18 protein-coding genes are annotated in these 21,680 nt (G+C 37.6%); all 18 read left to right on the top strand.

All coding sequences use genetic code 11. The features are described from left to right. Positions 1 to 100 precede the first annotated feature (100 nt). The 18 genes from TR08_RS01240 to miaB all read left to right on the top strand — a co-directional run bounded on the left by TR08_RS01240 (position 101) and on the right by miaB (position 21,679). Entirely contained in the window at positions 101 to 1,624 is a 1,524-nt protein-coding gene (locus TR08_RS01240) for an ABC transporter ATP-binding protein (protein WP_045515152.1), read from the top strand. Beyond that, entirely contained in the window at positions 1,621 to 2,697 is a 1,077-nt protein-coding gene (locus TR08_RS01235) for an ABC transporter permease (protein WP_045515151.1), read from the top strand. The genes TR08_RS01240 and TR08_RS01235 overlap by 4 nt, the downstream gene beginning before the upstream one ends. Before the next feature lies 1 nt (position 2,698). Next, entirely contained in the window at positions 2,699 to 3,652 is a 954-nt protein-coding gene (locus TR08_RS01230; RefSeq protein ID WP_045515149.1) for an ABC transporter permease, read from the top strand. A 200-nt stretch (positions 3,653 to 3,852) separates the two neighbouring features. Next, the gene (gene yfmF / locus TR08_RS01225) at positions 3,853 to 5,130 is read left to right on the top strand and encodes an EF-P 5-aminopentanol modification-associated protein YfmF (RefSeq protein ID WP_045515147.1); all 1,278 of its coding nucleotides are present in this window, start codon (positions 3,853 to 3,855) and stop codon (positions 5,128 to 5,130) included. A gap of 2 nt (positions 5,131 to 5,132) precedes the next feature. Continuing rightward, positions 5,133 to 6,422 carry an EF-P 5-aminopentanol modification-associated protein YfmH gene (gene yfmH / locus TR08_RS01220; protein ID WP_045515145.1) on the top strand — a complete coding sequence of 430 codons (1,290 nt, stop codon included), beginning with the start codon at positions 5,133 to 5,135 and terminating at the stop codon, positions 6,420 to 6,422. A 255-nt stretch (positions 6,423 to 6,677) separates the two neighbouring features. Further along, a complete protein-coding gene (ymfI, locus tag TR08_RS01215; protein WP_045515143.1) occupies positions 6,678 to 7,400 on the top strand; it encodes an elongation factor P 5-aminopentanone reductase in 723 nt (240 codons plus the stop codon). A gap of 79 nt (positions 7,401 to 7,479) precedes the next feature. Next, entirely contained in the window at positions 7,480 to 7,737 is a 258-nt protein-coding gene (locus tag TR08_RS01210) for a DUF3243 domain-containing protein (protein ID WP_045515141.1), read from the top strand. 157 nt (positions 7,738 to 7,894) lie between these two features. After that, positions 7,895 to 8,686, top strand: a complete 792-nt coding sequence (locus tag TR08_RS01205) for a YmfK family protein (RefSeq protein ID WP_045515139.1) — start codon at positions 7,895 to 7,897, stop codon at positions 8,684 to 8,686. A 21-nt stretch (positions 8,687 to 8,707) separates the two neighbouring features. Then, the gene (locus tag TR08_RS01200) at positions 8,708 to 9,613 is read left to right on the top strand and encodes a helix-turn-helix domain-containing protein (RefSeq protein WP_045515135.1); all 906 of its coding nucleotides are present in this window, start codon (positions 8,708 to 8,710) and stop codon (positions 9,611 to 9,613) included. A 366-nt stretch (positions 9,614 to 9,979) separates the two neighbouring features. Next, positions 9,980 to 10,558 (top strand): CDP-diacylglycerol--glycerol-3-phosphate 3-phosphatidyltransferase, encoded by a 579-nt coding sequence (gene pgsA / locus TR08_RS01195; RefSeq protein ID WP_045515134.1) that lies wholly within the window; start codon positions 9,980 to 9,982, stop codon positions 10,556 to 10,558. Positions 10,559 to 10,576: 18 nt separating this feature from the next. After that, positions 10,577 to 11,830 carry a competence/damage-inducible protein A gene (locus TR08_RS01190; protein ID WP_045515132.1) on the top strand — a complete coding sequence of 418 codons (1,254 nt, stop codon included), beginning with the start codon at positions 10,577 to 10,579 and terminating at the stop codon, positions 11,828 to 11,830. A 614-nt stretch (positions 11,831 to 12,444) separates the two neighbouring features. After that, the gene (recA, locus tag TR08_RS01185) at positions 12,445 to 13,485 is read left to right on the top strand and encodes a recombinase RecA (RefSeq protein WP_045515129.1); all 1,041 of its coding nucleotides are present in this window, start codon (positions 12,445 to 12,447) and stop codon (positions 13,483 to 13,485) included. 315 nt (positions 13,486 to 13,800) lie between these two features. Beyond that, positions 13,801 to 15,360: a ribonuclease Y gene (gene rny, locus TR08_RS01180; RefSeq protein WP_045515127.1), complete on the top strand. Its 1,560-nt coding sequence runs from the start codon at positions 13,801 to 13,803 to the stop codon at positions 15,358 to 15,360. 300 nt (positions 15,361 to 15,660) lie between these two features. After that, on the top strand, positions 15,661 to 16,458 hold the full coding sequence (locus tag TR08_RS01175; protein WP_045515125.1) for a TIGR00282 family metallophosphoesterase: 798 nt from the start codon (positions 15,661 to 15,663) through the stop codon (positions 16,456 to 16,458). Between the two features lie 169 nt (positions 16,459 to 16,627). Next, positions 16,628 to 16,888 (top strand): stage V sporulation protein SpoVS, encoded by a 261-nt coding sequence (spoVS, locus tag TR08_RS01170; protein ID WP_003181955.1) that lies wholly within the window; start codon positions 16,628 to 16,630, stop codon positions 16,886 to 16,888. A gap of 452 nt (positions 16,889 to 17,340) precedes the next feature. Then, a complete protein-coding gene (locus TR08_RS01165; protein ID WP_045515121.1) occupies positions 17,341 to 19,077 on the top strand; it encodes a 2-oxoacid:acceptor oxidoreductase subunit alpha in 1,737 nt (578 codons plus the stop codon). A 2-nt stretch (positions 19,078 to 19,079) separates the two neighbouring features. Beyond that, positions 19,080 to 19,946, top strand: coding sequence for a 2-oxoacid:ferredoxin oxidoreductase subunit beta (locus tag TR08_RS01160; protein WP_045515119.1), 867 nt, complete (start codon positions 19,080 to 19,082; stop codon positions 19,944 to 19,946). A 188-nt stretch (positions 19,947 to 20,134) separates the two neighbouring features. Beyond that, positions 20,135 to 21,679 carry a tRNA (N6-isopentenyl adenosine(37)-C2)-methylthiotransferase MiaB gene (gene miaB, locus TR08_RS01155; RefSeq protein ID WP_045515117.1) on the top strand — a complete coding sequence of 515 codons (1,545 nt, stop codon included), beginning with the start codon at positions 20,135 to 20,137 and terminating at the stop codon, positions 21,677 to 21,679. Position 21,680: the final 1 nt, after the last annotated feature.

Below are 21,680 nucleotides of genomic sequence, written 5' to 3'. Positions count from 1 at the left end.
CTTAAAAAATTGCTTTTCCAATATCCTTCAGTTTTTGGGTTTGATAGGGGACTCCCTATTTTCAAAGAAATTGAGTCTAAATAAAAAGGTGAGTGCTACTATGAGTTATGTAGTTGAAATGCTGAATATTAGGAAAGAGTTCCCTGGTATTGTAGCAAATGATAATATTACCCTTACATTAAAAAAAGGGGAAATACATGCATTATTAGGTGAAAACGGCGCTGGAAAATCAACTCTCATGGGTGTATTGTTCGGTATGTATCAACCTGAAAAAGGGATCATTAAAATCCGTGAGAAAGAAGTCCGTATAACTAATCCTAATGTCGCCAATCAACTTGGTATTGGTATGGTCCATCAGCATTTTAAATTAGTAGAAAATTTTACAGTAACAGAAAATATCATTCTAGGCAGTGAGCCGTTAAAAGGAATGGTCCTTGATATCGATAAAGCTGCAAAACGAATTGCAGAATTGTCAAAGCATTATGGTTTAAATGTTGATCCACATGCAAAGATTGAAGATATTTCTGTAGGTATGCAGCAAAGAGTAGAAATTATGAAAATGCTTTATCGTGAAGCAGAGGTTCTTATTTTTGATGAACCGACAGCAGTATTAACTCCACAAGAAATCGATGAGTTAATGAAAATTATGCGTAACCTTATTAAAGAAAATAAATCGATTATCATCATTACACATAAGTTAAAAGAAATTAAAGCGGTTGCAGACCGTTGTACTGTTATTCGACGAGGAAAAGGAATTGGAACGGTTAATGTGAAAGAAACAAGTGAGGCAGCTTTGGCCGAAATGATGGTTGGCCGTCATGTTAACTTTAAAGTGGATAAGAAAGCTAGTACACCAGGAGATGTTGTACTTCAAATAGATTCTATTTCTGTAAAAAATAATAGAAAAGTAATGGGACTTAAAAACTTTTCTATTGAAGTTAGAAGAGGAGAAATCGTCGGTATCGCTGGAGTGGAAGGTAATGGTCAATCTGAACTTGTGGAAGCGATAACTGGGCTGCGGAAGGTTGAATCAGGGGAAATTTCATTAAACGGAAAAGAAATTACGAATATTCCAATTCGTCAAAGAATTGATAGCGGAATAGGTCATATTCCTGAGGACAGACATAAGCGCGGCCTTGTTCTAGATTATACGTTAGAAAATAACATGGTTTTAGAGATTTATAATAAAAAACCATTTGCAAAGTTTGGATTGTTAAATGGCTCAGCGATTAAGAGTTATGCTAAAAAAATTCTAGAAAACTTCGATGTTCGTTCAGGAGAGGGCGGAGTCTCAATTGCTAGGACCTTATCGGGAGGAAATCAGCAGAAGGCAATCATCGGAAGAGAAATGGAATTAGATCCTGATTTACTTATTGCAGTTCAGCCAACACGTGGATTGGATGTCGGTTCCATTGAATATATCCACAAAAGATTAATCGAGCATCGTGATAGAGGTAAGGCTGTTCTACTGATATCTTTAGAACTTGATGAAGTACTTCAGCTTTCAGATCGAATTGCCATCGTTAACAATGGAGATCTCATTGGAACAGTTAATGCTTCTGAAACAAATGAAAATGAAGTAGGACTGATGATGGCAGGAGTGAATAAGGAGAGAAGTGTATGAGAAACACCATTGTATCATTAATATCAATTATTTTAGGACTTATAGCTGGGGGCCTATTAATGCTCTTTATAGGGGCGAGCCCTGTTGAAGGATACACTTATTTATTCCAAGGCGCATTAAAAAATATTTCACGTATAGGTGATACATTAGCAACTGCAACACCGTTAATTTTTACTGGTTTAGCTGTGGCTTTTGCTTTTCGTACAGGTTTATTTAATATTGGTGCCGCAGGACAAATGCTGATTGGCGGACTTGCTGCTACTGCTGTTGCTTTAACTATGGATTTATCAAGACCGATTTTGATTCTTGTAATGGTACTTGCTGGTATTATTGGCGGAAGTTTATGGGCATTTATTCCAGGTTTATTAAAAGCAAGATTCAATGTGCATGAAGTTGTATCAACCATTATGATGAATTGGATCGCTTATTGGGTAGTGTATTATATCGTTCCTGCGAATTTTAAAGGTGGAACCGAAACTGAATCAAAACTTATCTCAGAGACTGCATCGTTAAAAATGCCTTTGTTGACTGAAATGTTTCAAGGTTCGTATATTAACATGGGAATTTTCTTTGCGGTACTTGCTGTAATTGTAATTGCATTTATTATAAATAAAACAACATTAGGATATGAATTAAAAGCTGTAGGTTTTAACCGTCACGCTGCTGAATATGCGGGAATGCGTGTAAATCGCAATATTATCTTATCTATGCTAATTTCAGGTGCACTCGCTGGTCTTGGCGGTGTTGCATTATATACCGGAAATGCTTCCAGCATGCAAATCGGAATCTTACCATCACAAGGTTATGATGGTATTGCTGTTGCATTACTTGGAGCTAACTCACCAATTGGAGTATTCTTTGCAGCGGTTCTATTTGGAATTCTTTATTCAGGTACAGGCTTCATGAATGCGATGATTGAAATCCCACCTGAGCTTGCGAATACAATCATTGCTATTATTATTTATTTTGCAGCTACAAGTGTACTAATTCAACGTGTATTTAATAAATTCCGCAATACAAAAACAAATTCTAATGATGTAGCTGGGCCTGTTGGTAAGAAGGGGGAATCATAAAATGTGGACCATAATCGAACAAATATTCCCTTACGCAATAGTTTTTACAATTCCACTTTTAATAACAGCTTTAGGCGGTCTTTTTAGTGAAAGAAGTGGTGTCGTTAATATTGGGTTAGAAGGTTTAATGATTGCTGGAGCATTTGCCAGCGCACTATCTGTTAACATTTTACAGGATAAAATGCCTAACGGATCAATGGTTCTATGGATTGGTTTATTAATAGCGGTGGTAGTAGGAATTTTATTTTCTCTCTTGCATGCATTTGCTAGTATTAATTTAAGTGCCAACCAGGTTATCAGTGGTACAGCAATTAATATGATTGCAATGTCTTTAACAGTTTTCTTAGCGAGAAATCTTACTGGTAGCGGTAATATCCGTATTACAAGTGGTTTTACTCCATTTGATGTACCAGTATTATCACAAATCCCAATTATCGGTGATTTACTCTTTACTAAAACATATGCAACAACATGGTTTATCTTATTAGTACTATTGGTAAGCACGTTTATCCTTAATAAAACGAAATTTGGATTACGTTTAAAATCTTGTGGTGAGTATCCACAGGCTGCTCAAGCAGCAGGGATTAATGTAATAAAAATCCGCTATATGGGTGTTATGATTTCTGGTGCTTTCTCAGGATTAGGCGGCGCAATCATTATTTTAACTTATGCAGGAGAATTTACCGGTTCTGTTTCTGGTCTAGGATTCTTAGCACTTGCTTCCTTAATTTTTGGTCAATGGAAACCGTTGGGTATCTTAGGAGCAACGTTGTTCTTCGGATTTGCTAGTACGATAGCTAACGTATCTCAAGTTATCCCTGAATTGGCTGTTATACCGCCAATCATTCTGAAAATATTCCCATATGTAGTAACGTTACTTGCTCTAGTTGTCTTTTCTAAATCTTCGCAAGCACCTAAAGCAGCTGGAGAACCTTTCGATCCAGGTAAACGATAATAAAAATAAGTTAAACAGGCTGGCTAATTAGTCAGCCTGTTTAACTTTGTATAGTGGTCAGTGGTTTTAGCTTGTAAAAACCAAGCCTGGCAAATTATAGTAAGAATAAGGGAATATAACAATGGAAATGATGTAAAATAACCGGAGGAATGTTTACATATATAATAAGTAGGATTTTGAAAACTAAAGGAGGTCATTAGATGGATTCAACTGCCGAAAAAATCACAAATATGCAGGGATACAAACTCCATGTCATTGAAACCGATAAATACAAAACGAATACATTTGTTTGGAAAATGAAAGCACCGTTGACAAAGGAAGATGTTACGAAAAGGGCACTGCTTCCTCAGGTTTTACAAAGCAGCTCTGCCAATTATCCGACAACTACTGCATTACGTTCATACTTAGATGAATTATATGGAGCTACACTGTTTATTGATTTAGCCAAAAAAAGTGAATATCATATTATCAGTTTCACGCTTGAACTAGCAAATGAGAAATTCTTAAGTGACCCTGCACCATTATTAAAAAGAGGGTTCGAACTTCTTTCAGAGGTATTATCAAAACCTAATGTCTCAGGCAGTGCATTTGAACAAGAAACAGTGAACAAAGAAAAGAGAACCTTAAAACAACGAATTCAATCCGTATATGACGATAAAATGCGCTATTCTAATGTCCGTCTGCTGCAAGAAATGTGTAAAGGGGAACCTTACGCTCTTCAAGTGAATGGTGAAGCAGAGGATGTAGAAGCCATTACTCCTGAAAATTTATACGAGTATTATATCAAGGCGTTTGCGGAAGATGAAATGGATCTTTATGTGATTGGAGATGTAAAAGAAGAAGAGGTGAAATGCCTCGCAAATGATCTGCTAAGATTTGAAGATCGTACTCCGAAAAAACTAGAGTCTACAGAGTTACAGAAAAAAGAAAAAGTACAAGAAATAAAAGAAGAGCAGGATGTAAAGCAAGGAAAATTAAATATTGGATACCGTACGAATATAATCTATGGGGACTCCGATTATTTTGCACTTCAATTGTTTAACGGAATTTTTGGAGGCTTTTCACACTCAAAGTTGTTTATCAATGTCCGTGAAAAGGCAAGCTTAGCCTATTATGTTTCAAGTAGGCTTGAAAGCCATAAAGGGCTAATGATGGTCATGTCAGGGATAGACCTAAAGAACTATGACCAGGCAGTGGGGATAATTCGCGACCAATTGGAAGCGATGAAAAAAGGCGACTTCACTGATCAAGAATTAGTTCAAACGAAAGCAGTTATTCGAAATCAGATTCTTGAAACCATTGACACTTCACGAGGATTAACAGAAATTCTTTATCATAATGTTGTTGCAGGCAAGGATATTAAACTTGAGCAGTGGATCAATGATATCGAAAAAACGACAAAAGAAGAAATTGTGGCTGTTGCTAATAAAATTGAACTTGATACCATCTATTTCTTAACAGGATCGGAGGCGGTATAATAATGGAAAAAATTAATTTTGACCAGCTTCAAGAAGAACTTTACCATGAAAAGATGTCAAATGGATTAAATGTCTATATTTTACCAAAAAAGGGCTTCAACAAGACGTTTGCCACTTTTACGACAAAGTATGGATCCATTGATAATACATTTGTACCATTGGAAAAAGAAGAATATGTAAAGGTTCCGGATGGGATTGCTCACTTTCTTGAGCATAAGCTTTTTGAAAAAGAAGACGGTGACGTGTTTCAACAATTCAGCAGGCAGGGTGCTTCGGCCAATGCCTTTACTTCTTTTACTCGTACGGCATACTTGTTTTCCAGTACTTCAGATGTAGAGAAAAACCTTGAAACGTTAGTTGATTTCGTTCAAGATCCATATTTTTCGGAAAAAACAGTTGAAAAGGAAAAAGGAATCATTGGTCAAGAAATCACAATGTACGACGATAATCCGGATTGGCGACTTTATTTTGGTTTGATTCAGAATCTATATCAAAACCATCCTGTTAAGATAGATATCGCGGGTACAATCGAATCGATTTCACATATAACGAAAGACTTGCTTTATGAGTGCTACAATACCTTCTATCATCCGAGCAACATGTTGTTGTTTATTGTTGGTCCAGTTGATCCAAGTAAATTTATGGATCAACTTAGAGAAAATCAAGCGAAAAAAGAATACAAAGAAATGCCAGAGATTAAGCGTAAATTTGAAGATGAACCAACACAGGCTGCTGAACAGAAACAAGTGCTAGAAATGAATGTGCAAACCTCTAAATGCTTAATCGGGATGAAAGCCCTTCATGTTGATCAATCGGGAGACGATTTATTAAAGAATGAGTTAACAATGAATGTACTCCTTGATTTGTTGTTTGGTAAAAGCTCAGAAAATTATAATCAACTTTATAATGAAGGTCTAATAGATGAAACTTTCTCTTATGACTATACACAAGAACAAGGATTTGGCTTTGCGATGATTGGTGGAGATACAGAAAATCCTGATAAACTTGCCGACCAGATCAAAAACATGTTATTTCAAGCCAAAAACGGAACCACATTTACAGAAGAGCAATTAGATAGGGCCAAAAAGAAGAAAATTGGGGGATTTTTACGTGCTGTGAATTCACCCGAGTATATTGCTAATCAATTCACCAGATATGCCTTTAATGACATGAATTTATTTGATGTCGTACCTACATTAGAGAAAATAACCTTAAATGATGTCAAAACGATGGCGTCAGAAGTTATTTCAGAAGAACGTTTCTCAGTTTGCCAAGTGATCCCAAAAAAATAACAAGTAAGCGTCGGTAACCGGCGCTTTTCTTTTCTTTTAAAATTTAGGATTGTTAAAAAGAAAGAATACTGGTGATTTTGTAACTAAGTTGATTTGTGCGGAAGGCGCAAGACTCCTGCGGGAGGACGGAGCAGGGGAGACCCCACAGGCGCTTAAGCGCCGAGGAGGCTCCCCGGACCGCCCGCGGAAAGCGAAGCGCCTGGAGCGCAAATCAACAGACAAGATTAACACAGCCAAAAAGAAAGAGTGAAGCAAGTGGGAAAATATGCTTTAATTACGGGAGCAAGCGGCGGGATTGGACAAGCGGTGGCGCTTAAATTAGCTTCTTTAGGATATAATTTATATTTACACTTTAATAAAAATGAAAAATCAATTAGGGAATTATTAGAACAACTTGAACCCTCTGGTGGTGAATACATACCTATTCAGGCAAATTTAGAAGAGTCAGAAGGATATAAAATAATTTGTTCGCAAATCTTCTCCCTCGATGAAATTATCCATTGTAGTGGTAGTACTCAGTATGGTCTCCTCGTCGATATAAATCAGGAGGAGGTAGAATCACTAATGAGGGTTCATGTTACGAATCCTTTAATGATAACGAAAGAACTGCTGCCAAAACTAATTAAGAAACGGTCTGGTAATGTAATCCTTCTCTCTTCCATCTGGGGTCAAACCGGTGCAGCATGTGAAGTGGTCTATTCGACTGCAAAAGGGGCACAAATTTCATTTGTTAAAGCATTAAGCAAGGAAGTGGCATTAAGTGGGGTACGTGTTAATGCTATTGCCCCTGGAGCAATTGAAACACCAATGATGAATCAGTTTTCAGAGGAGGATAAACAACTTCTTCAATATGAAATCCCAATGGGGAGGTTAGGTGTTCCAGAGGAAATAGCAAATGGTGTGAAATTTTTACTATCAAATGAGTCCTCATATATTACCGGACAAGTCCTTTCAATTAATGGCGGCTGGTATACATAAATTATACATAAATTTTCATGAATAAATTCCCCCTTATCATTGCAAAATAACACTGTACAATTATAAAGGAGGGTTTAATATGTCTGTTTTAGATAACTGGAAGCAATGGGAAGATTTTCTCGCTGACCGCCTTCACCAAGCACAAAATGAAGGGATGAGCGAGGGTGCTGTAAGTGCGCTTGCATTACAGATAGGTGATTATTTATCAGAGCAGGTAGAACCGAAAAACGAGCAAGAGAGAATCCTTGCAGATCTATGGTCTGTTGCGGATAAAGAAGAACAGCAAGCCATTGCAAATATTATGGTGAAATTAATTCAAAATAATGGTAGTCGCTAAGAGAGAGGGTTTACCTCTCTTTTTTTCTTTTCACGTGCAAAATATACTTAAATAAGTATTGAACGTGTTTTTGCTTTCATCTTCAATCAAAATCATATATTATATTGGTTAGATGAGGAATTGAAAATTTTGTCGTTTACGACTTAGGAGGTTTTTTATGGAGAAAAAAGAGTGGTATTTAGAATATGAGATTCAAAAAAACCGTCCTGGTTTGTTGGGCGACATTTCATCTTTACTCGGAATGCTGTCAATCAATATTGTCACTATAAACGGAGTAGATGAAGGGCGACGCGGTTTATTGATGTTAGTAAAAGATGATAATCAAATTAAACGGTTAGAGTCAATTTTAAATACAATGGACACAATAAAAGTAATTAAGATAAGAGAGCCAAAACTTCGTGACCGGCTTGCCGTTCGACACGGACGGTACATACAACGTGATGCGGATGATAAAAAAACATTCCGATTTGTTAGAAGTGAACTTGGTGTATTAGTTGACTTTATGGCAGAATTGTTTAAGCAGGAAGGACACAAATTAATAGGCATTCGTGGGATGCCAAGAGTTGGTAAAACAGAGTCTGTAGTAGCAGCGAGTGTTTGTGCGAATAAACGTTGGCTATTCGTATCTTCCACTCTTTTAAAACAAACCATACGTAACCAACTGATTCAAGACGAATACAACGAAAATAACTTGTTCATACTTGATGGAATTGTTTCAACTAAACGTGCAAGTGAACGACATTGGCAGCTGGTACGTGAAATCATGCGTTTACCAGCTGTAAAAGTGGTCGAACATCCTGATATCTTTGTACAAAATTCCGAGTATACACTTAATGATTTTGATTATATTATCGAGTTAAGGAACGATGCGGATGAAGAAATTACATATGATATTGTCGACCAAAATAACTTATTTTCTGGCTCTGATTTTGGAGATTTTGGATTTTAATTAATTGGAAGGTGTTAATAGGTGACTGAATTAGGTAATCGACTAAAAGAAGCGCGATTAGCCAAAGGATTAAGTTTAGAGGATTTACAGTCCATCACAAAAATTCAAAAGCGGTATTTGATTGGCATTGAAGAAGGCAATTATTCTAGTATGCCAGGAAATTTTTATGTTCGTGCTTTTGTAAAACAATATGCTGAAGCGCTGCAGCTTAATCCGGATGAAATTTTTGAAACATATAAGAATGAAATTCCTGCAACTCACAATGAGGATTTACCTGAACAATTATCAAGAGTAAAAACGCGTAAGACGGTAACAGAGGGATCCTCAAAAATTTTTGATATTATCCCGATAGTCTTAATTGGGATCTTTATTATTGGCGCTGCAGGGCTACTGTATTATTTCTTTGTTAATAACGCCGGAGATAAAGCAAATGACCAGATTAATAATGGAAAAGAACCTGTAAAATTTGTACGCTCTGAAAATCTAGAAAAAGCTGATGTGACAGAAAAAGAAAACACAAAAGAAAATGAAGAAAAAGAAAAGAATGATGAACAAAAGACTGTAGAGGAAACTCCGGTCGACGAAACTCCGAAACAAGAATTAACAGCTGTTCAAAACAGTGGAAAAAACTCTACCTATGATTTGAAAAATGCAGATAAATTTGTTGTGAAACTTGTTTCAACAGGGCAAACATGGGTAAATGTTAAAAATGGCAGTGGTCAATCCAAGTTCCAGGGGTTATTATCAACCACTGGTACACAAAGTACAGAAGTAGATTTAACGGGCGAAACCAAAACAGTCATTGTTGTTGGGAGAACGATCGATACAGAGATTTACGTAAATGACCAAAAGCTTGAGTATGCAATCGCACCTGCTGATGTGGTTCAACAGAACATTACGATACAATATGTTCCGAAGAACGAATAGTCATCTAGTGATGACTATTTTTCAATATTTATTAATTTTAGATTCACTTTTGGCTGGATAACTTGAATAGTTATCTGAATCCAGCTCCAGCGCATAGCCCCTCGGGTCATAGGCCGGCAAAGATGTGATTTCATGGAGGTGATGTGCTCCACGGCTTACGCCATTACGCAAGGCTGCAAAGAAGTCTTTCATGGTAGCTGCCTCGCTGCAGTGGCTGGTGAACTGCCTCTTCGCGGTTCGTCTTATGCCTTTCGAGGCTGTTCACTAAGAAAAGCTCCTTAGATTAGTCTTCGCAGGAACAAGCTGTGCTTGTTCCTAAGGCGCTTGCGCTTTTTGTTTTTTCTAATAATACCTGGAGGAAATAATATGAATGTACCAAATCAAATAACCATATCAAGGATTCTTTTAATTCCGATTTTCTTGATAATTATGCTTGCCCCCTTTGATTGGGGAAATATGCATCTCCTGGGAGCTGACCTTCCGGTAACCCATTTTGTTGGAGCATTAATCTTTATTTTTGCTTCTTCGACAGATTGGGTAGATGGTTATTACGCCAGAAAATATGATCTTGTAACAAATATGGGGAAATTCCTCGACCCGCTTGCTGATAAATTACTCGTCTCTGCTGCTCTAGTTGTCCTTGTGGACCTTGGATATGCAGCATCTTGGATTGTTATTGCAATCATTAGCAGGGAATTTGCTGTCACGGGTCTTCGTCTCTTGCTAGTAGAGGGTGGAGAAGTAGTTGCTGCTAATAACCTCGGGAAAATCAAAACCTGGGCACAAATAATCGCAATTTCAGCACTTTTATTACATAATATTATTTTTGAAATGATTGGATTTCCATTTGATGATGTAGCATTATGGGTTGCACTAATTTTTACTATCTGGTCTGGGTGGGATTATTTTTCGAAGAATCTTCATGTTTTCAAAAATTCTAAATAGAACTTGGGGTAACTGATGATGAATGCAGAAATTATTGCTGTTGGTTCTGAATTACTGCTGGGTCAAATCGTAAATAGTAATGCACGATTTATATCGCAACAACTTGCTGGACTAGGAGTAAATGTTTTTTTTCATACAGTGGTTGGTGATAATCCTGATCGTTTAAGGTCTGCAATTGAAATTGCAGAAAAACGCTCAAACTTGATCATTTTTACTGGCGGACTTGGACCGACAAAAGATGATTTAACCAAAGAAACAATTGCTCGGCATCTAGGGAAAAAACTTGTTATGGACCAAGAAGCATTGGAATCTATTGAACTCTTTTTTAAACAGGCTCAAAGGATAATGACAGAGAATAATCGGAAGCAGGCACTTGTATTAGAAGGTTCTACGATCCTGCCAAACCACCATGGGATGGCACCGGGAATGATGGTCGAGAACGATAATTGTATTTATATGCTTTTGCCTGGTCCACCGAAAGAAATGGAACCTATGTTTTTACAATTCGGTACTGCAGCTTTGTCAAAACAAGTAAAAACTGATGAGAAAATAGTTTCAAGAGTTTTAAGGTTCTTTGGAATTGGTGAGGCGGCGTTAGAAACAGAGATTGATGAATTAATTGAACACCAATCGAATCCAACCATTGCACCGCTTGCTGCAGACGGAGAATGTACATTACGGCTGACTGCAAAGCACCAAGATATGCAAATAGCACAGGTAATGCTTGATGAAGTAGAGGCTAAAATTAATTCTCGTGTAGGGCAGTTTTTATATGGGTATGACAATACTTCGTTAGTAGCTGAATTAATGAAAGTCTTAAAAGAGAAAAAATTAACGATAACTGCTGCAGAGAGTTTAACAGGGGGACTGTTTCAACAGGAACTAACTAGTTTTCCAGGTGCCAGTTCAGTCTTTAAGGGCGGAGTTGTTTGCTACACTAATGAGGTAAAGCAGAAAGTCCTAGCAGTTAAAAAGGAAACAATTGAAAAGTATGGTGTTGTAAGTCCTGAGTGTGCAAGAGAGCTTGCAGAAAATGTATCTGCACTTGTATCTGCTGATATTGGGATAAGTTTCACTGGTGTTGCTGGACCAGATGAACTTGAAGGTAAGCCTGTAGGAACCGTCTGTATTGGTATTTCGATTAGAGGGAAACAAATAGTGGTTGAAAAGCTGGCACTTGGCGGTTCACGAGAAGCAATCCGGAGCCGTTCGGTAAAATATGGCTGCTATTATTTAATAAAGCATTTGCAAGATTCACAGAAAGCTAATTAAGCTCTCTGTGATTTTTTTATTTATAGGAAATTATAGATTCAACTAAAATGTGGACAACTAGAATTTCATAGAAGTAGTCACGGAAGAATGGCTTTTGACCAAAAGGCAGCTTGAATTACATGGAAGTGGTCACAAGAGGGTTGCTTGTGAAGAAAAATCAGTTCAGATTCATTGAATTGGTCATAAAAGTGGTTGCATTGAGCACATAGTAGCGGATCTTTCCTGAGGAACGTCTAGAAACTATGTCGCTCTCTTCTATGCGAAAAATCAACATCGGAATAGTTGTCCCACATTTGTATTTTCATTGTTCTCAGAAAGAGAACTTCAGTACTTGTCGTGCGCTAACCGTGCGCTTGCGCCATTTGTTCTCCTAAATAAATAAAGTCTGAAAATAGAGGAAAAAGTTAAAAACAATGAAAAAGTTAATTAAAAAAGATAAAAATAGCTAGGGGAATTGCCTATTTTTACATGACTATTAGTTGTAAAAAAGTCGAATGAATGTTCGTTTTTTGCTGTACAAATGTTTAAAAAGAGGTTATATTATTAATAGGAATAAAAAACATAGATTTTTGGCTATTAACTTTATTGGTTTATATATAAGGGAGGAACTAGTAGTGAGTGATCGTAAAGCGGCCTTAGAAATGGCGTTAAAACAGATTGAAAAGCAATTCGGTAAAGGTTCAATCATGAAAATGGGAGAGAAAACGGACACAAGGATTTTAACAAGTCCTAGTGGATCATTAGCTCTAGATTCAGCACTTGGAGTGGGTGGATATCCAAGAGGTCGAATTATCGAAATTTACGGACCTGAAAGCTCAGGTAAAACAACTGTTGCATTACATGCAATTGCAGAGGTACAAGCTGCAGGCGGACAAGCAGCATTTATCGACGCTGAGCATGCCCTTGACCCAGCATATGCGCAAAAACTAGGAGTAAACATCGATGAGTTATTGCTATCCCAGCCAGATACTGGGGAACAAGCGCTAGAAATCGCAGAGGCACTTGTACGAAGCGGTGCAATTGATATTCTAGTAGTCGATTCCGTTGCAGCATTAGTTCCAAAAGCAGAAATTGAAGGAGAAATGGGAGATTCTCATATGGGTCTTCAAGCACGCTTGATGTCTCAAGCACTTCGCAAACTTTCTGGTGTCATTAACAAATCGAAGACAATCGCTATCTTTATTAACCAGGTTCGTGAAAAAATTGGAGTTATGTTTGGGAACCCAGAAACAACTCCTGGTGGTCGTGCGTTAAAATTCTACGCTACGGTACGTATTGAGGTGCGTCGTGGAGAAGCACTAAAGCAAGGTACTGATATTGTTGGAAACAAAACGAAGATTAAGGTTGTTAAGAATAAAGTTGCACCTCCATTCCGTACGGCAGAAGTGGATATTATGTATGGTGAGGGAATTTCTAAAGAGGGCGAGATCATTGATATTGGCTCTGAATTAGATATCGTTCAAAAGAGTGGTTCTTGGTATTCATATAATGAGGAAAGAATAGGTCAAGGCCGCGAAAATGCAAAGACTTTCTTAAGAGAAAATCCAAGTGTTCGTCTTGAGATTCAGCATAAGATCCGTGAGCACTACGGATTAGACGGTGAAAAGATTGTGACTGAAGCCGATGATGATGAGCAGTTTGAATTAATAGACTAAAATGAAGAGCAAAACCTGATTAGGTTTTGCTCTTTTTAGTAAAATGAATAAATATTTATTATGATGTATTTTTATTCATAAATTACCATTTTTCTTATTGTTAGAATATGAACAAAGTCTAAATATTTCAAAAAGCTTGCAGGAGTTACCCTTGACAATGAATATACACACATTTACAATTAACATGTATATTTTACATTTTTGTTAATATTACAATGAAAAGCCTGGTGCTTGCTGTATGTTGAACCATACCAATGTACATGCCGACACTTAAAAAAGTGTAACAAAAAGTTCATAGCAAGAGGAGGTGTAACGATGGAACCTATTACTATCATCTCCATTTTGCTTGGCATTATCGTCGGTGCCGTTGTTGGCTATTTTGTTCGTAAATCCATTGCTGAGGCAAAAATAGCAGGTGCAAAGAATGCTGCAGAGCAGATTCTTGAAGATGCAAAGCGTGATGCTGATTCATTGAAAAAAGAAGCTTTGCTTGAGGCAAAGGATGAAATTCACAAGCTTCGTACAGAAGCCGAACGTGAGGTTCGTGAACGAAGAAATGAACTGCAAAAACAAGAAAACCGTTTACTGCAAAGAGAAGAGAATTTAGATCGAAAGGATGAATCGTTAAATAAACGAGAAATTCTATTAGAAAAGAAGGATGATTCTCTAAACCAAAGACAACAGCATATTGAACAGATGGAAAGCAAAGTGGACGAGCTGGTACGATCACAACAAACAGAACTCGAACGAATTTCGAGCTTAACGCGTGAGGAAGCTAAAGCGATTATTATTGACAAGTTGGAGCAGGAACTGACCTATGAGACAGCAATAATGATCAAGGATAGTGAAAACCGCGTGAAAGAGGAAGCTGACAAGAAAGCGAAGGAAATTCTTTCGCTAGCAATCCAGCGTTGCGCTGCTGACCATGTTGCGGAAACGACTGTATCTGTAGTCAACCTTCCAAATGATGAAATGAAAGGCCGTATTATTGGCCGTGAAGGAAGAAATATCCGTACTTTAGAGACACTTACGGGAATTGATTTGATTATCGATGATACTCCAGAGGCTGTTATTCTATCAGGCTTTGATCCTATTCGTCGCGAAACTGCTCGCTTAGCGCTTGAAAAGTTAGTCCAAGATGGACGGATTCATCCTGCACGCATTGAGGAAATGGTAGAAAAATCTCGTCGAGAAGTGGATGAGTACATCCGTGAAGTGGGTGAACAAACGACTTTTGAAGTCGGAGTTCATGGATTGCATCCGGACCTTATTAAAATCCTAGGACGCTTAAAGTTCCGTACAAGTTACGGTCAAAATGTATTAAAGCATTCTATGGAGGTTGCACAGCTTTCGGGCTTGCTTGCAGCTGAACTTGGTGAAGATGAAACGCTAGCACGTCGTGCAGGTCTACTACACGATATTGGAAAAGCCATTGACCATGAAGTGGAAGGCAGCCATGTTGAAATTGGGGTCGAGCTTGCAACGAAATATAAAGAACACCCAGTTGTTATCAACAGTATAGCGTCACACCATGGTGATACGGAACCAACATCAATCATTTCCGTTCTAGTGGCTGCTGCTGACGCATTGTCAGCTGCGAGACCTGGTGCGCGAAGTGAGACTTTAGAAAACTATATCCGCCGTTTAGAAAAGCTGGAGGAAATTTCTGAGTCCTATGATGGTGTTGAGAAATCCTTTGCCATTCAGGCTGGCCGTGAGGTACGGATCATTGTAAGACCTGATGCGGTTGATGATTTAGCTGCACATCGTTTGGCACGAGATATTCGGAAACGAATAGAAGAAGAGCTGGATTATCCAGGACATATTAAAGTGACAGTCATCCGTGAAACACGGGCTGTGGAATACGCAAAATAAAGTGGTGCATTTAGCACTGCTTTATTTTTTTGCTGTGATAAAGATAATTGTTAATTTTGGCACTCTGTTGATTGGAGTGGAAGGCACGAAGATCCTCGAAAATGCTATCGCATTTCCTTCGTGCGGTGCTTATTCTCTGAAGCTTATTCAATGTCCTGCGGGGTCTCCCCGGACCGCCCGCGGAAAGCGAAGTGCCTGGAGCAGAAATCAACAGACAAGTTCGTAAAAGCCAGTGCGGTTAAATAAAATAAAAGTATGATACAATTTATAGTAAATAAATGCTTCACGAAAGGATTAGAAATGAACTTATTATTTATTGGAGATGTTGTAGGATCACCAGGTCGAGATATGGTTAAAGAGTATGTGCCAAAAATTAAAGAAAAATATCGACCTAATTTTACGATAATTAATGGTGAAAATGCTGCTGGAGGCAGAGGTATAACAGAAAAAATCTACCGAGAATTTTTGGGTTCCGGTGCTCAGGCTGTAACCCTTGGGAACCACTCATGGGATAACAAGGAGATTTTTGAATTTATCGAATCGGCAAAGAATATGGTGCGTCCGGCAAACTTCCCAGATGGAACTCCCGGTAAAGGGTTAGCATTTTTTAAGGTAAACGACATAGAAGTAGCGGTTATCAATTTACAGGGGCGAACCTTTATGCCTCCTTTAGATTGTCCTTTTAAAAAAGCAGATGAATTAGTGGAAATAGCTCAAGAGCGAACACCATTTATTTTTGTGGATTTTCATGCAGAAGCAACAAGTGAAAAACAAGCAATGGGCTGGTATTTGGATGGAAGGGTATCTGCAGTCGTTGGGACGCATACACATGTACAAACGGCAGATAGCCGCATTCTGCCAAGCGGCACGGGCTATTTAACAGATGTAGGGATGACAGGTCCATATGATGGAATTCTTGGTATGGAGAGGGAGGCTGTCATCACTAAATTTCTTACAAGCCTTCCAGTAAGATTTGAAGTCCCTAAAACCGGTAGAACACAGCTTAGTGGAGTCTACATGGAACTAGACAGGAAAAACGGCAAGTGTAAAAAAGTGGAAAGAATATTAATAAATGAAGATAATCCTTGGTATTCTTAACCTTCCAATCATGGAAGGTTATTCTTTTTATTGATTATATGCACTTTTTTTGTCCAAGCCGGAATATGTCTTTTGCAGAATGAATATAGTAGCAGTGGAATCTTATATACCTGATTTGCTCATGAAACTGCTCATGCCAGGATCGGGATTATACAAGGGGGAGCTAGGAATGGAAATATTAAAAGTTTCAGCAAAATCTAATCCTAATTCTGTAGCTGGTGCACTTGCTGGAGTTCTGCGTGAAAGAGGTGCAGCAGAAATACAGGCTATTGGTGCAGGTGCATTGAATCAAGCTGTTAAGGCAGTAGCGATTGCAAGAGGATTTGTAGCACCTAGCGGAGTTGATTTGATTTGCATCCCTGCGTTCACTGATATTCAGATTGATGGTGAAGAACGCACGGCTATAAAGCTTATTGTTGAACCAAGATGAAAGAGATAGAATCTAATATGTGAAAAGTTGGAAACAGCTAACTTTTACCTGCTTACATGTAAGCAGGTATTTTTATGTTTTAATTTCTCGGAAATAATTATTCTAGAATAAATGAGAACGTTTTCTGTAATAAATAAAATGCAAATATATATTATGAGATTAGTTAAAAAAGAGCGTAGCAATGGCGTTTTCGATAAAGTTTGAAAAATCCATTAAATGTAAAAAAATAAATTATAAAAAAATATTCATATTTTAGACAATATTTTTTCCCAAAGGGTTGCAATTTTTTGTTTAGAGGTCTAGAATTGTAAGCGTTTAGTACATCTTCTAGATTCAAATGATTTCGTCTTTAAAGCTTTAAAAGGCTAAATTCTAGTGAATTACTCGGAATTGTGCTACACTATTAGTGAGTTATAAAATATATTTTTTACATATCCAAAGGGGTGTAAGTCATGATCAATCAACTTTCGTGGAAAGTTGGCGGACAACAAGGGGAAGGTATTGAAAGTACAGGGGAAATATTTGCTATTGCATTGAATCGTCTCGGTTATTACTTGTATGGTTATCGTCACTTTTCATCTCGTATTAAAGGCGGTCATACAAATAATAAGATCAGAGTAAGTACAACAGAAGTTCGTTCAATCTCCGATGATCTTGATATTCTTGTCGCTTTTGACCAAGAAACTATCGATTTAAACTACAAAGAACTGCATAGTAAAGGTGTAATTCTTGCAGATGCAAAGTTCACACCAAAGAAGCCGGACGACACTGAAGCTTCAATGTATGCGGTTCCATTTACCGAAATTGCTACTGAATTAGGGACATCCCTAATGAAAAATATGGTAGCCATTGGTGCTACTTCTGCTGTCTTGAATCTTGATATTCATGTTTTTGAAGAAGTAGTTCAAGAGATTTTTGGTAAAAAAGGTGCTCAAGTAGTTGCAAAAAACATGGATGCCATTAAAGCTGGATATGATTATATGAAAAATCAGCTAGTAGATGGCGTTGAAATAATGGAACTTGAAAAAGCTGACGGCAAGAAGCGTATGTTTATGATTGGAAATGATGCTATTGCATTAGGTGCCGTTGCAGCTGGCTGCCGTTTTATGGCTGCTTACCCAATTACACCAGCTTCTGAAATAATGGAATATTTAATTAAAAAGCTTCCAGCTCTTGGTGGGACAGTTATTCAAACAGAAGATGAAATTGCTGCTTGTACAATGGCGATTGGTGCTAACTATGCTGGTGTTCGAACAATTACGGCATCTGCTGGTCCAGGACTATCGTTAAAAATGGAAGCAATTGGTCTTTCGGGTATAACTGAAACTCCACTTGTTGTTGTTGATACTCAGCGTGGTGGTCCATCTACAGGATTGCCAACAAAGCAAGAACAGTCAGATTTAATGGCGATGATTTATGGAACACATGGAGAAATCCCTAAAATCGTTATGGCACCTAGTACTGTAGAAGAGGCTTTCTATGATACAACTGAGGCATTTAACCTTGCTGAAGAATATCAATGTCCTGTAATTGTTCTTACAGACCTTCAACTATCTTTGGGTAAGCAGACAGTTGAACCTTTAAGTATGGATAAAGTAGAAATCAGACGTGGAAAGCTTGTTACTGATGAAATTCCTAAAAGTGAAAATAAAGCGTATTTCAAACGTTATGAAGTTACCAAAGATGGAGTTTCACCACGTGTTATTCCTGGTATGAAAAATGGTATTCACCATGTAACAGGTGTTGAACATGATGAAACAGGAAAACCTTCTGAATCGGCTGTAAATAGGAACGCTCAAATGGACAAGCGATTCCGTAAAATTGAAAATATTCGTTTCAATACACCAGTGTATAAAAACACTAAGCATGAAGATGCTGACATTTTACTAGTTGGTTTTAATTCAACTAGAGGTGTAATTGAGGAAGCTATGGTTCGTTTAGAAAATGAAGGATTGAAAGTAAATCACGCTCATATTCGTTTGATTCACCCATTCCCAACGGACGAAGTATTACCACTTGTTCGTTCAGCAAAGAAAGTAGTGGTTGTTGAAAACAATGCTACTGGTCAATTGGCAAACATTATGAAAATGAATGTTGGGCATGCAGAAAAGATTATTAAACATTTAAAATATGACGGTAATCCGTTCCTACCACACGAAGTATATACAAAATGTAAGGAGTTGTTCTAAACATGGCCACTTTTAAAGAATTTAGAAATAATGTTAAACCGAACTGGTGCCCTGGCTGTGGCGACTTCTCTGTACAAGCGGCAATGCAACGTGCAGCAGCAAATGTAGGTTTAGAGCCTGAAAACTTAGCTGTTATTTCTGGTATCGGATGTTCTGGTCGTATCTCTGGTTACATTAATTCATATGGCTTCCATGGAATTCATGGCCGTTCATTACCAATCGCACAAGGTGTAAAAATGGCAAATCGTGATTTAACAGTTATCGCTTCTGGTGGTGACGGAGACGGTTTTGCAATTGGTATGGGTCATACTATTCATGCTATCCGTCGTAATGTGGATATCACTTACATTGTTATGGATAACCAAATCTATGGCTTAACAAAAGGACAAACGTCTCCACGTTCTGCTACCGGCTTTAAAACTAAATCATCGCCGCTAGGTTCGATTGAACAACCGATTTCACCAATGGAGATGGCTTTAACTGCAGGGGCAACATTTGTTGCACAAAGCTTCTCTACAGATCTTAAAGACCTAACTGCATTAATTGAAGCTGGTATCAAGCATAAAGGATTCTCTTTAATTAACGTTTATAGTCCTTGTGTAACTTATAATAAGGTCAACACATATGACTGGTTTAAAGAAAACCTAACGAAGTTAAGTGATATTGAAGGATATGATCCATCAAACCGTGAAAACGCTATGCAGACATTGATGAAGCATAATGGTTTAGTTACTGGTTTGATTTATCAAAACACAGAACGTAAATCATACCAGGAATTAATTAATAATTTCTCTGAAACTCCATTAGCACATGTAGATCTAAACCTTGATCAAGAATACTTTGATAAATTAGTTAACGAATTTATGTAAGTTCTTAAGAAATCCCGTAGTAGATTACTACGGGATTTTCTATTGTTTTCAAGCCTATTAACCTTTATACTATAATAATGTGCAGAAGTGTGTTAGGGGCGCTCTATCACCATGTACAGGTAAAAATTTACTTTATTAATATTAATAGACACATTAACTAAAACAACTGAAAGGAGATTTTTATACTCATGAATGAAAAACAACGTTTAGAATCTAAACAAATTGAAGCGGCTAATTCTTCGGACAAAAAATCCGCCAAGGATTACAGCAAATACTTTGAGCAGGTAATTACAGCACCTTCCTTAAAAGATGCTAAAAAACGTGGTAAAGAAGAAGTGAAATACCATAATGATTTCTCCATTCCTGAAGAGTTTCGAGGCATGGGAGAAGGGCGTAAGTTTTATATCCGTACCTATGGCTGCCAAATGAATGAACATGATACAGAAGTGATGGCGGGGATCTTTTTGGCATTAGGCTACGAGCCAACTGATAAAACAGAGGATGCCAATGTTATCCTGTTAAATACGTGTGCAATTCGTGAAAATGCGGAAAACAAAGTTTTCGGTGAACTTGGGCATTTAAAGCATTTGAAATTAGAAAAGCCAGACTTACTTATTGGTGTTTGTGGATGTATGTCCCAGGAAGAATCCGTTGTTAATAAGATTCTAAAAACCTATAATCAAGTTGATATGATTTTCGGTACCCATAATATCCACCGTTTACCAAACATTTTGCATGAAGCTTATATGTCAAAAGAAATGGTAGTTGAAGTTTGGTCTAAAGAAGGCGATGTAATCGAAAACCTGCCAAAGGTTCGCCGCGGTAATATTAAGGCATGGGTTAATATTATGTATGGCTGTGATAAGTTTTGTACGTACTGTATTGTTCCTTTCACTCGCGGGAAAGAGCGTAGCCGTCGACCTGAGGAAATCATCCAGGAAGTACGTCATTTAGCTGCACAAGGTTATCAAGAAGTTACTCTTTTAGGGCAAAACGTAAATGCTTATGGAAAAGATCTCGAGGATATCAACTATGGTCTTGGCAATTTAATGGATGAACTACGTAAAATTGATATTCCTCGAATTCGATTTACAACTAGCCATCCACGTGATTTTGATGACCATCTAATTGAAGTCCTTGCAAAGGGCGGTAATTTAATGGATCATATCCACTTACCAGTTCAATCCGGTTCTACTGATGTGCTGAAAATCATGGCTCGTAAATATACAAGGGAGCAATATTTAGAGCTTGTAAGAAAAATTAAAGCTGCTATTCCGAATGTTGCATTAACCACTGATATTATCGTGGGTTATCCAAATGAAACGGATGAACAATTTGAAGAAACATTATCTTTATATCGTGAAGTGGGCTATGAACTAGCTTATACGTTTATTTATTCCCCTCGTGAGGGTACACCTGCTGCAAAAATGCAGGATAATGTTCCGATGGAAGTAAAAAAGGAACGTTTACAGCGTTTAAATGCTTTAGTTAACGAACAATCTGCTGAGGCAATGAAAAAATATAAAGGTCAAATTGTTGAAGTTCTTGTAGAAGGGGAAAGCAAGAACAATCCTGATGTTCTAGCAGGATACACTTCTAGAAGTAAGCTTGTAAATTTTGCTGCTCCTAAATCAGCAATTGGAAAAATTGTTAAGGTGAGAATTACCGATGCAAAAACATGGTCATTAAACGGTGAAATGGTGGAAGAATTAGAACCAGTAGAGGTGAAATAAG

Source organism: Neobacillus niacini, assembly GCF_000759675.1.
Classification (GTDB): domain Bacteria; phylum Bacillota; class Bacilli; order Bacillales; family Cytobacillaceae; genus Neobacillus; species Neobacillus niacini_A.
This window is presented reverse-complemented; position numbering and strand designations above follow the sequence as displayed.

Excerpts from the sequence above, each read along its gene's own strand:
- TR08_RS01175 (WP_045515125.1), top strand. The coding sequence starts at position 15,661 with ATGAACTTATTATTTATTGGAGATGTTGTAGGATCACCAGGTCGAGAT.
- rny (WP_045515127.1), top strand. The coding sequence starts at position 13,801 with ATGGAACCTATTACTATCATCTCCATTTTGCTTGGCATTATCGTCGGT.
- pgsA (WP_045515134.1), top strand. The coding sequence starts at position 9,980 with ATGAATGTACCAAATCAAATAACCATATCAAGGATTCTTTTAATTCCG.
- TR08_RS01165 (WP_045515121.1), top strand. The coding sequence starts at position 17,341 with ATGATCAATCAACTTTCGTGGAAAGTTGGCGGACAACAAGGGGAAGGT.
- TR08_RS01240 (WP_045515152.1), top strand. The coding sequence starts at position 101 with ATGAGTTATGTAGTTGAAATGCTGAATATTAGGAAAGAGTTCCCTGGT.
- TR08_RS01205 (WP_045515139.1), top strand. The coding sequence starts at position 7,895 with ATGGAGAAAAAAGAGTGGTATTTAGAATATGAGATTCAAAAAAACCGT.
- spoVS (WP_003181955.1), top strand. The coding sequence starts at position 16,628 with ATGGAAATATTAAAAGTTTCAGCAAAATCTAATCCTAATTCTGTAGCT.
- TR08_RS01160 (WP_045515119.1), top strand. The coding sequence starts at position 19,080 with ATGGCCACTTTTAAAGAATTTAGAAATAATGTTAAACCGAACTGGTGC.
- TR08_RS01210 (WP_045515141.1), top strand. The coding sequence starts at position 7,480 with ATGTCTGTTTTAGATAACTGGAAGCAATGGGAAGATTTTCTCGCTGAC.
- TR08_RS01190 (WP_045515132.1), top strand. The coding sequence starts at position 10,577 with ATGAATGCAGAAATTATTGCTGTTGGTTCTGAATTACTGCTGGGTCAA.
- yfmF (WP_045515147.1), top strand. The coding sequence starts at position 3,853 with ATGGATTCAACTGCCGAAAAAATCACAAATATGCAGGGATACAAACTC.
- miaB (WP_045515117.1), top strand. The coding sequence starts at position 20,135 with ATGAATGAAAAACAACGTTTAGAATCTAAACAAATTGAAGCGGCTAAT.
- TR08_RS01235 (WP_045515151.1), top strand. The coding sequence starts at position 1,621 with ATGAGAAACACCATTGTATCATTAATATCAATTATTTTAGGACTTATA.
- TR08_RS01230 (WP_045515149.1), top strand. The coding sequence starts at position 2,699 with ATGTGGACCATAATCGAACAAATATTCCCTTACGCAATAGTTTTTACA.
- yfmH (WP_045515145.1), top strand. The coding sequence starts at position 5,133 with ATGGAAAAAATTAATTTTGACCAGCTTCAAGAAGAACTTTACCATGAA.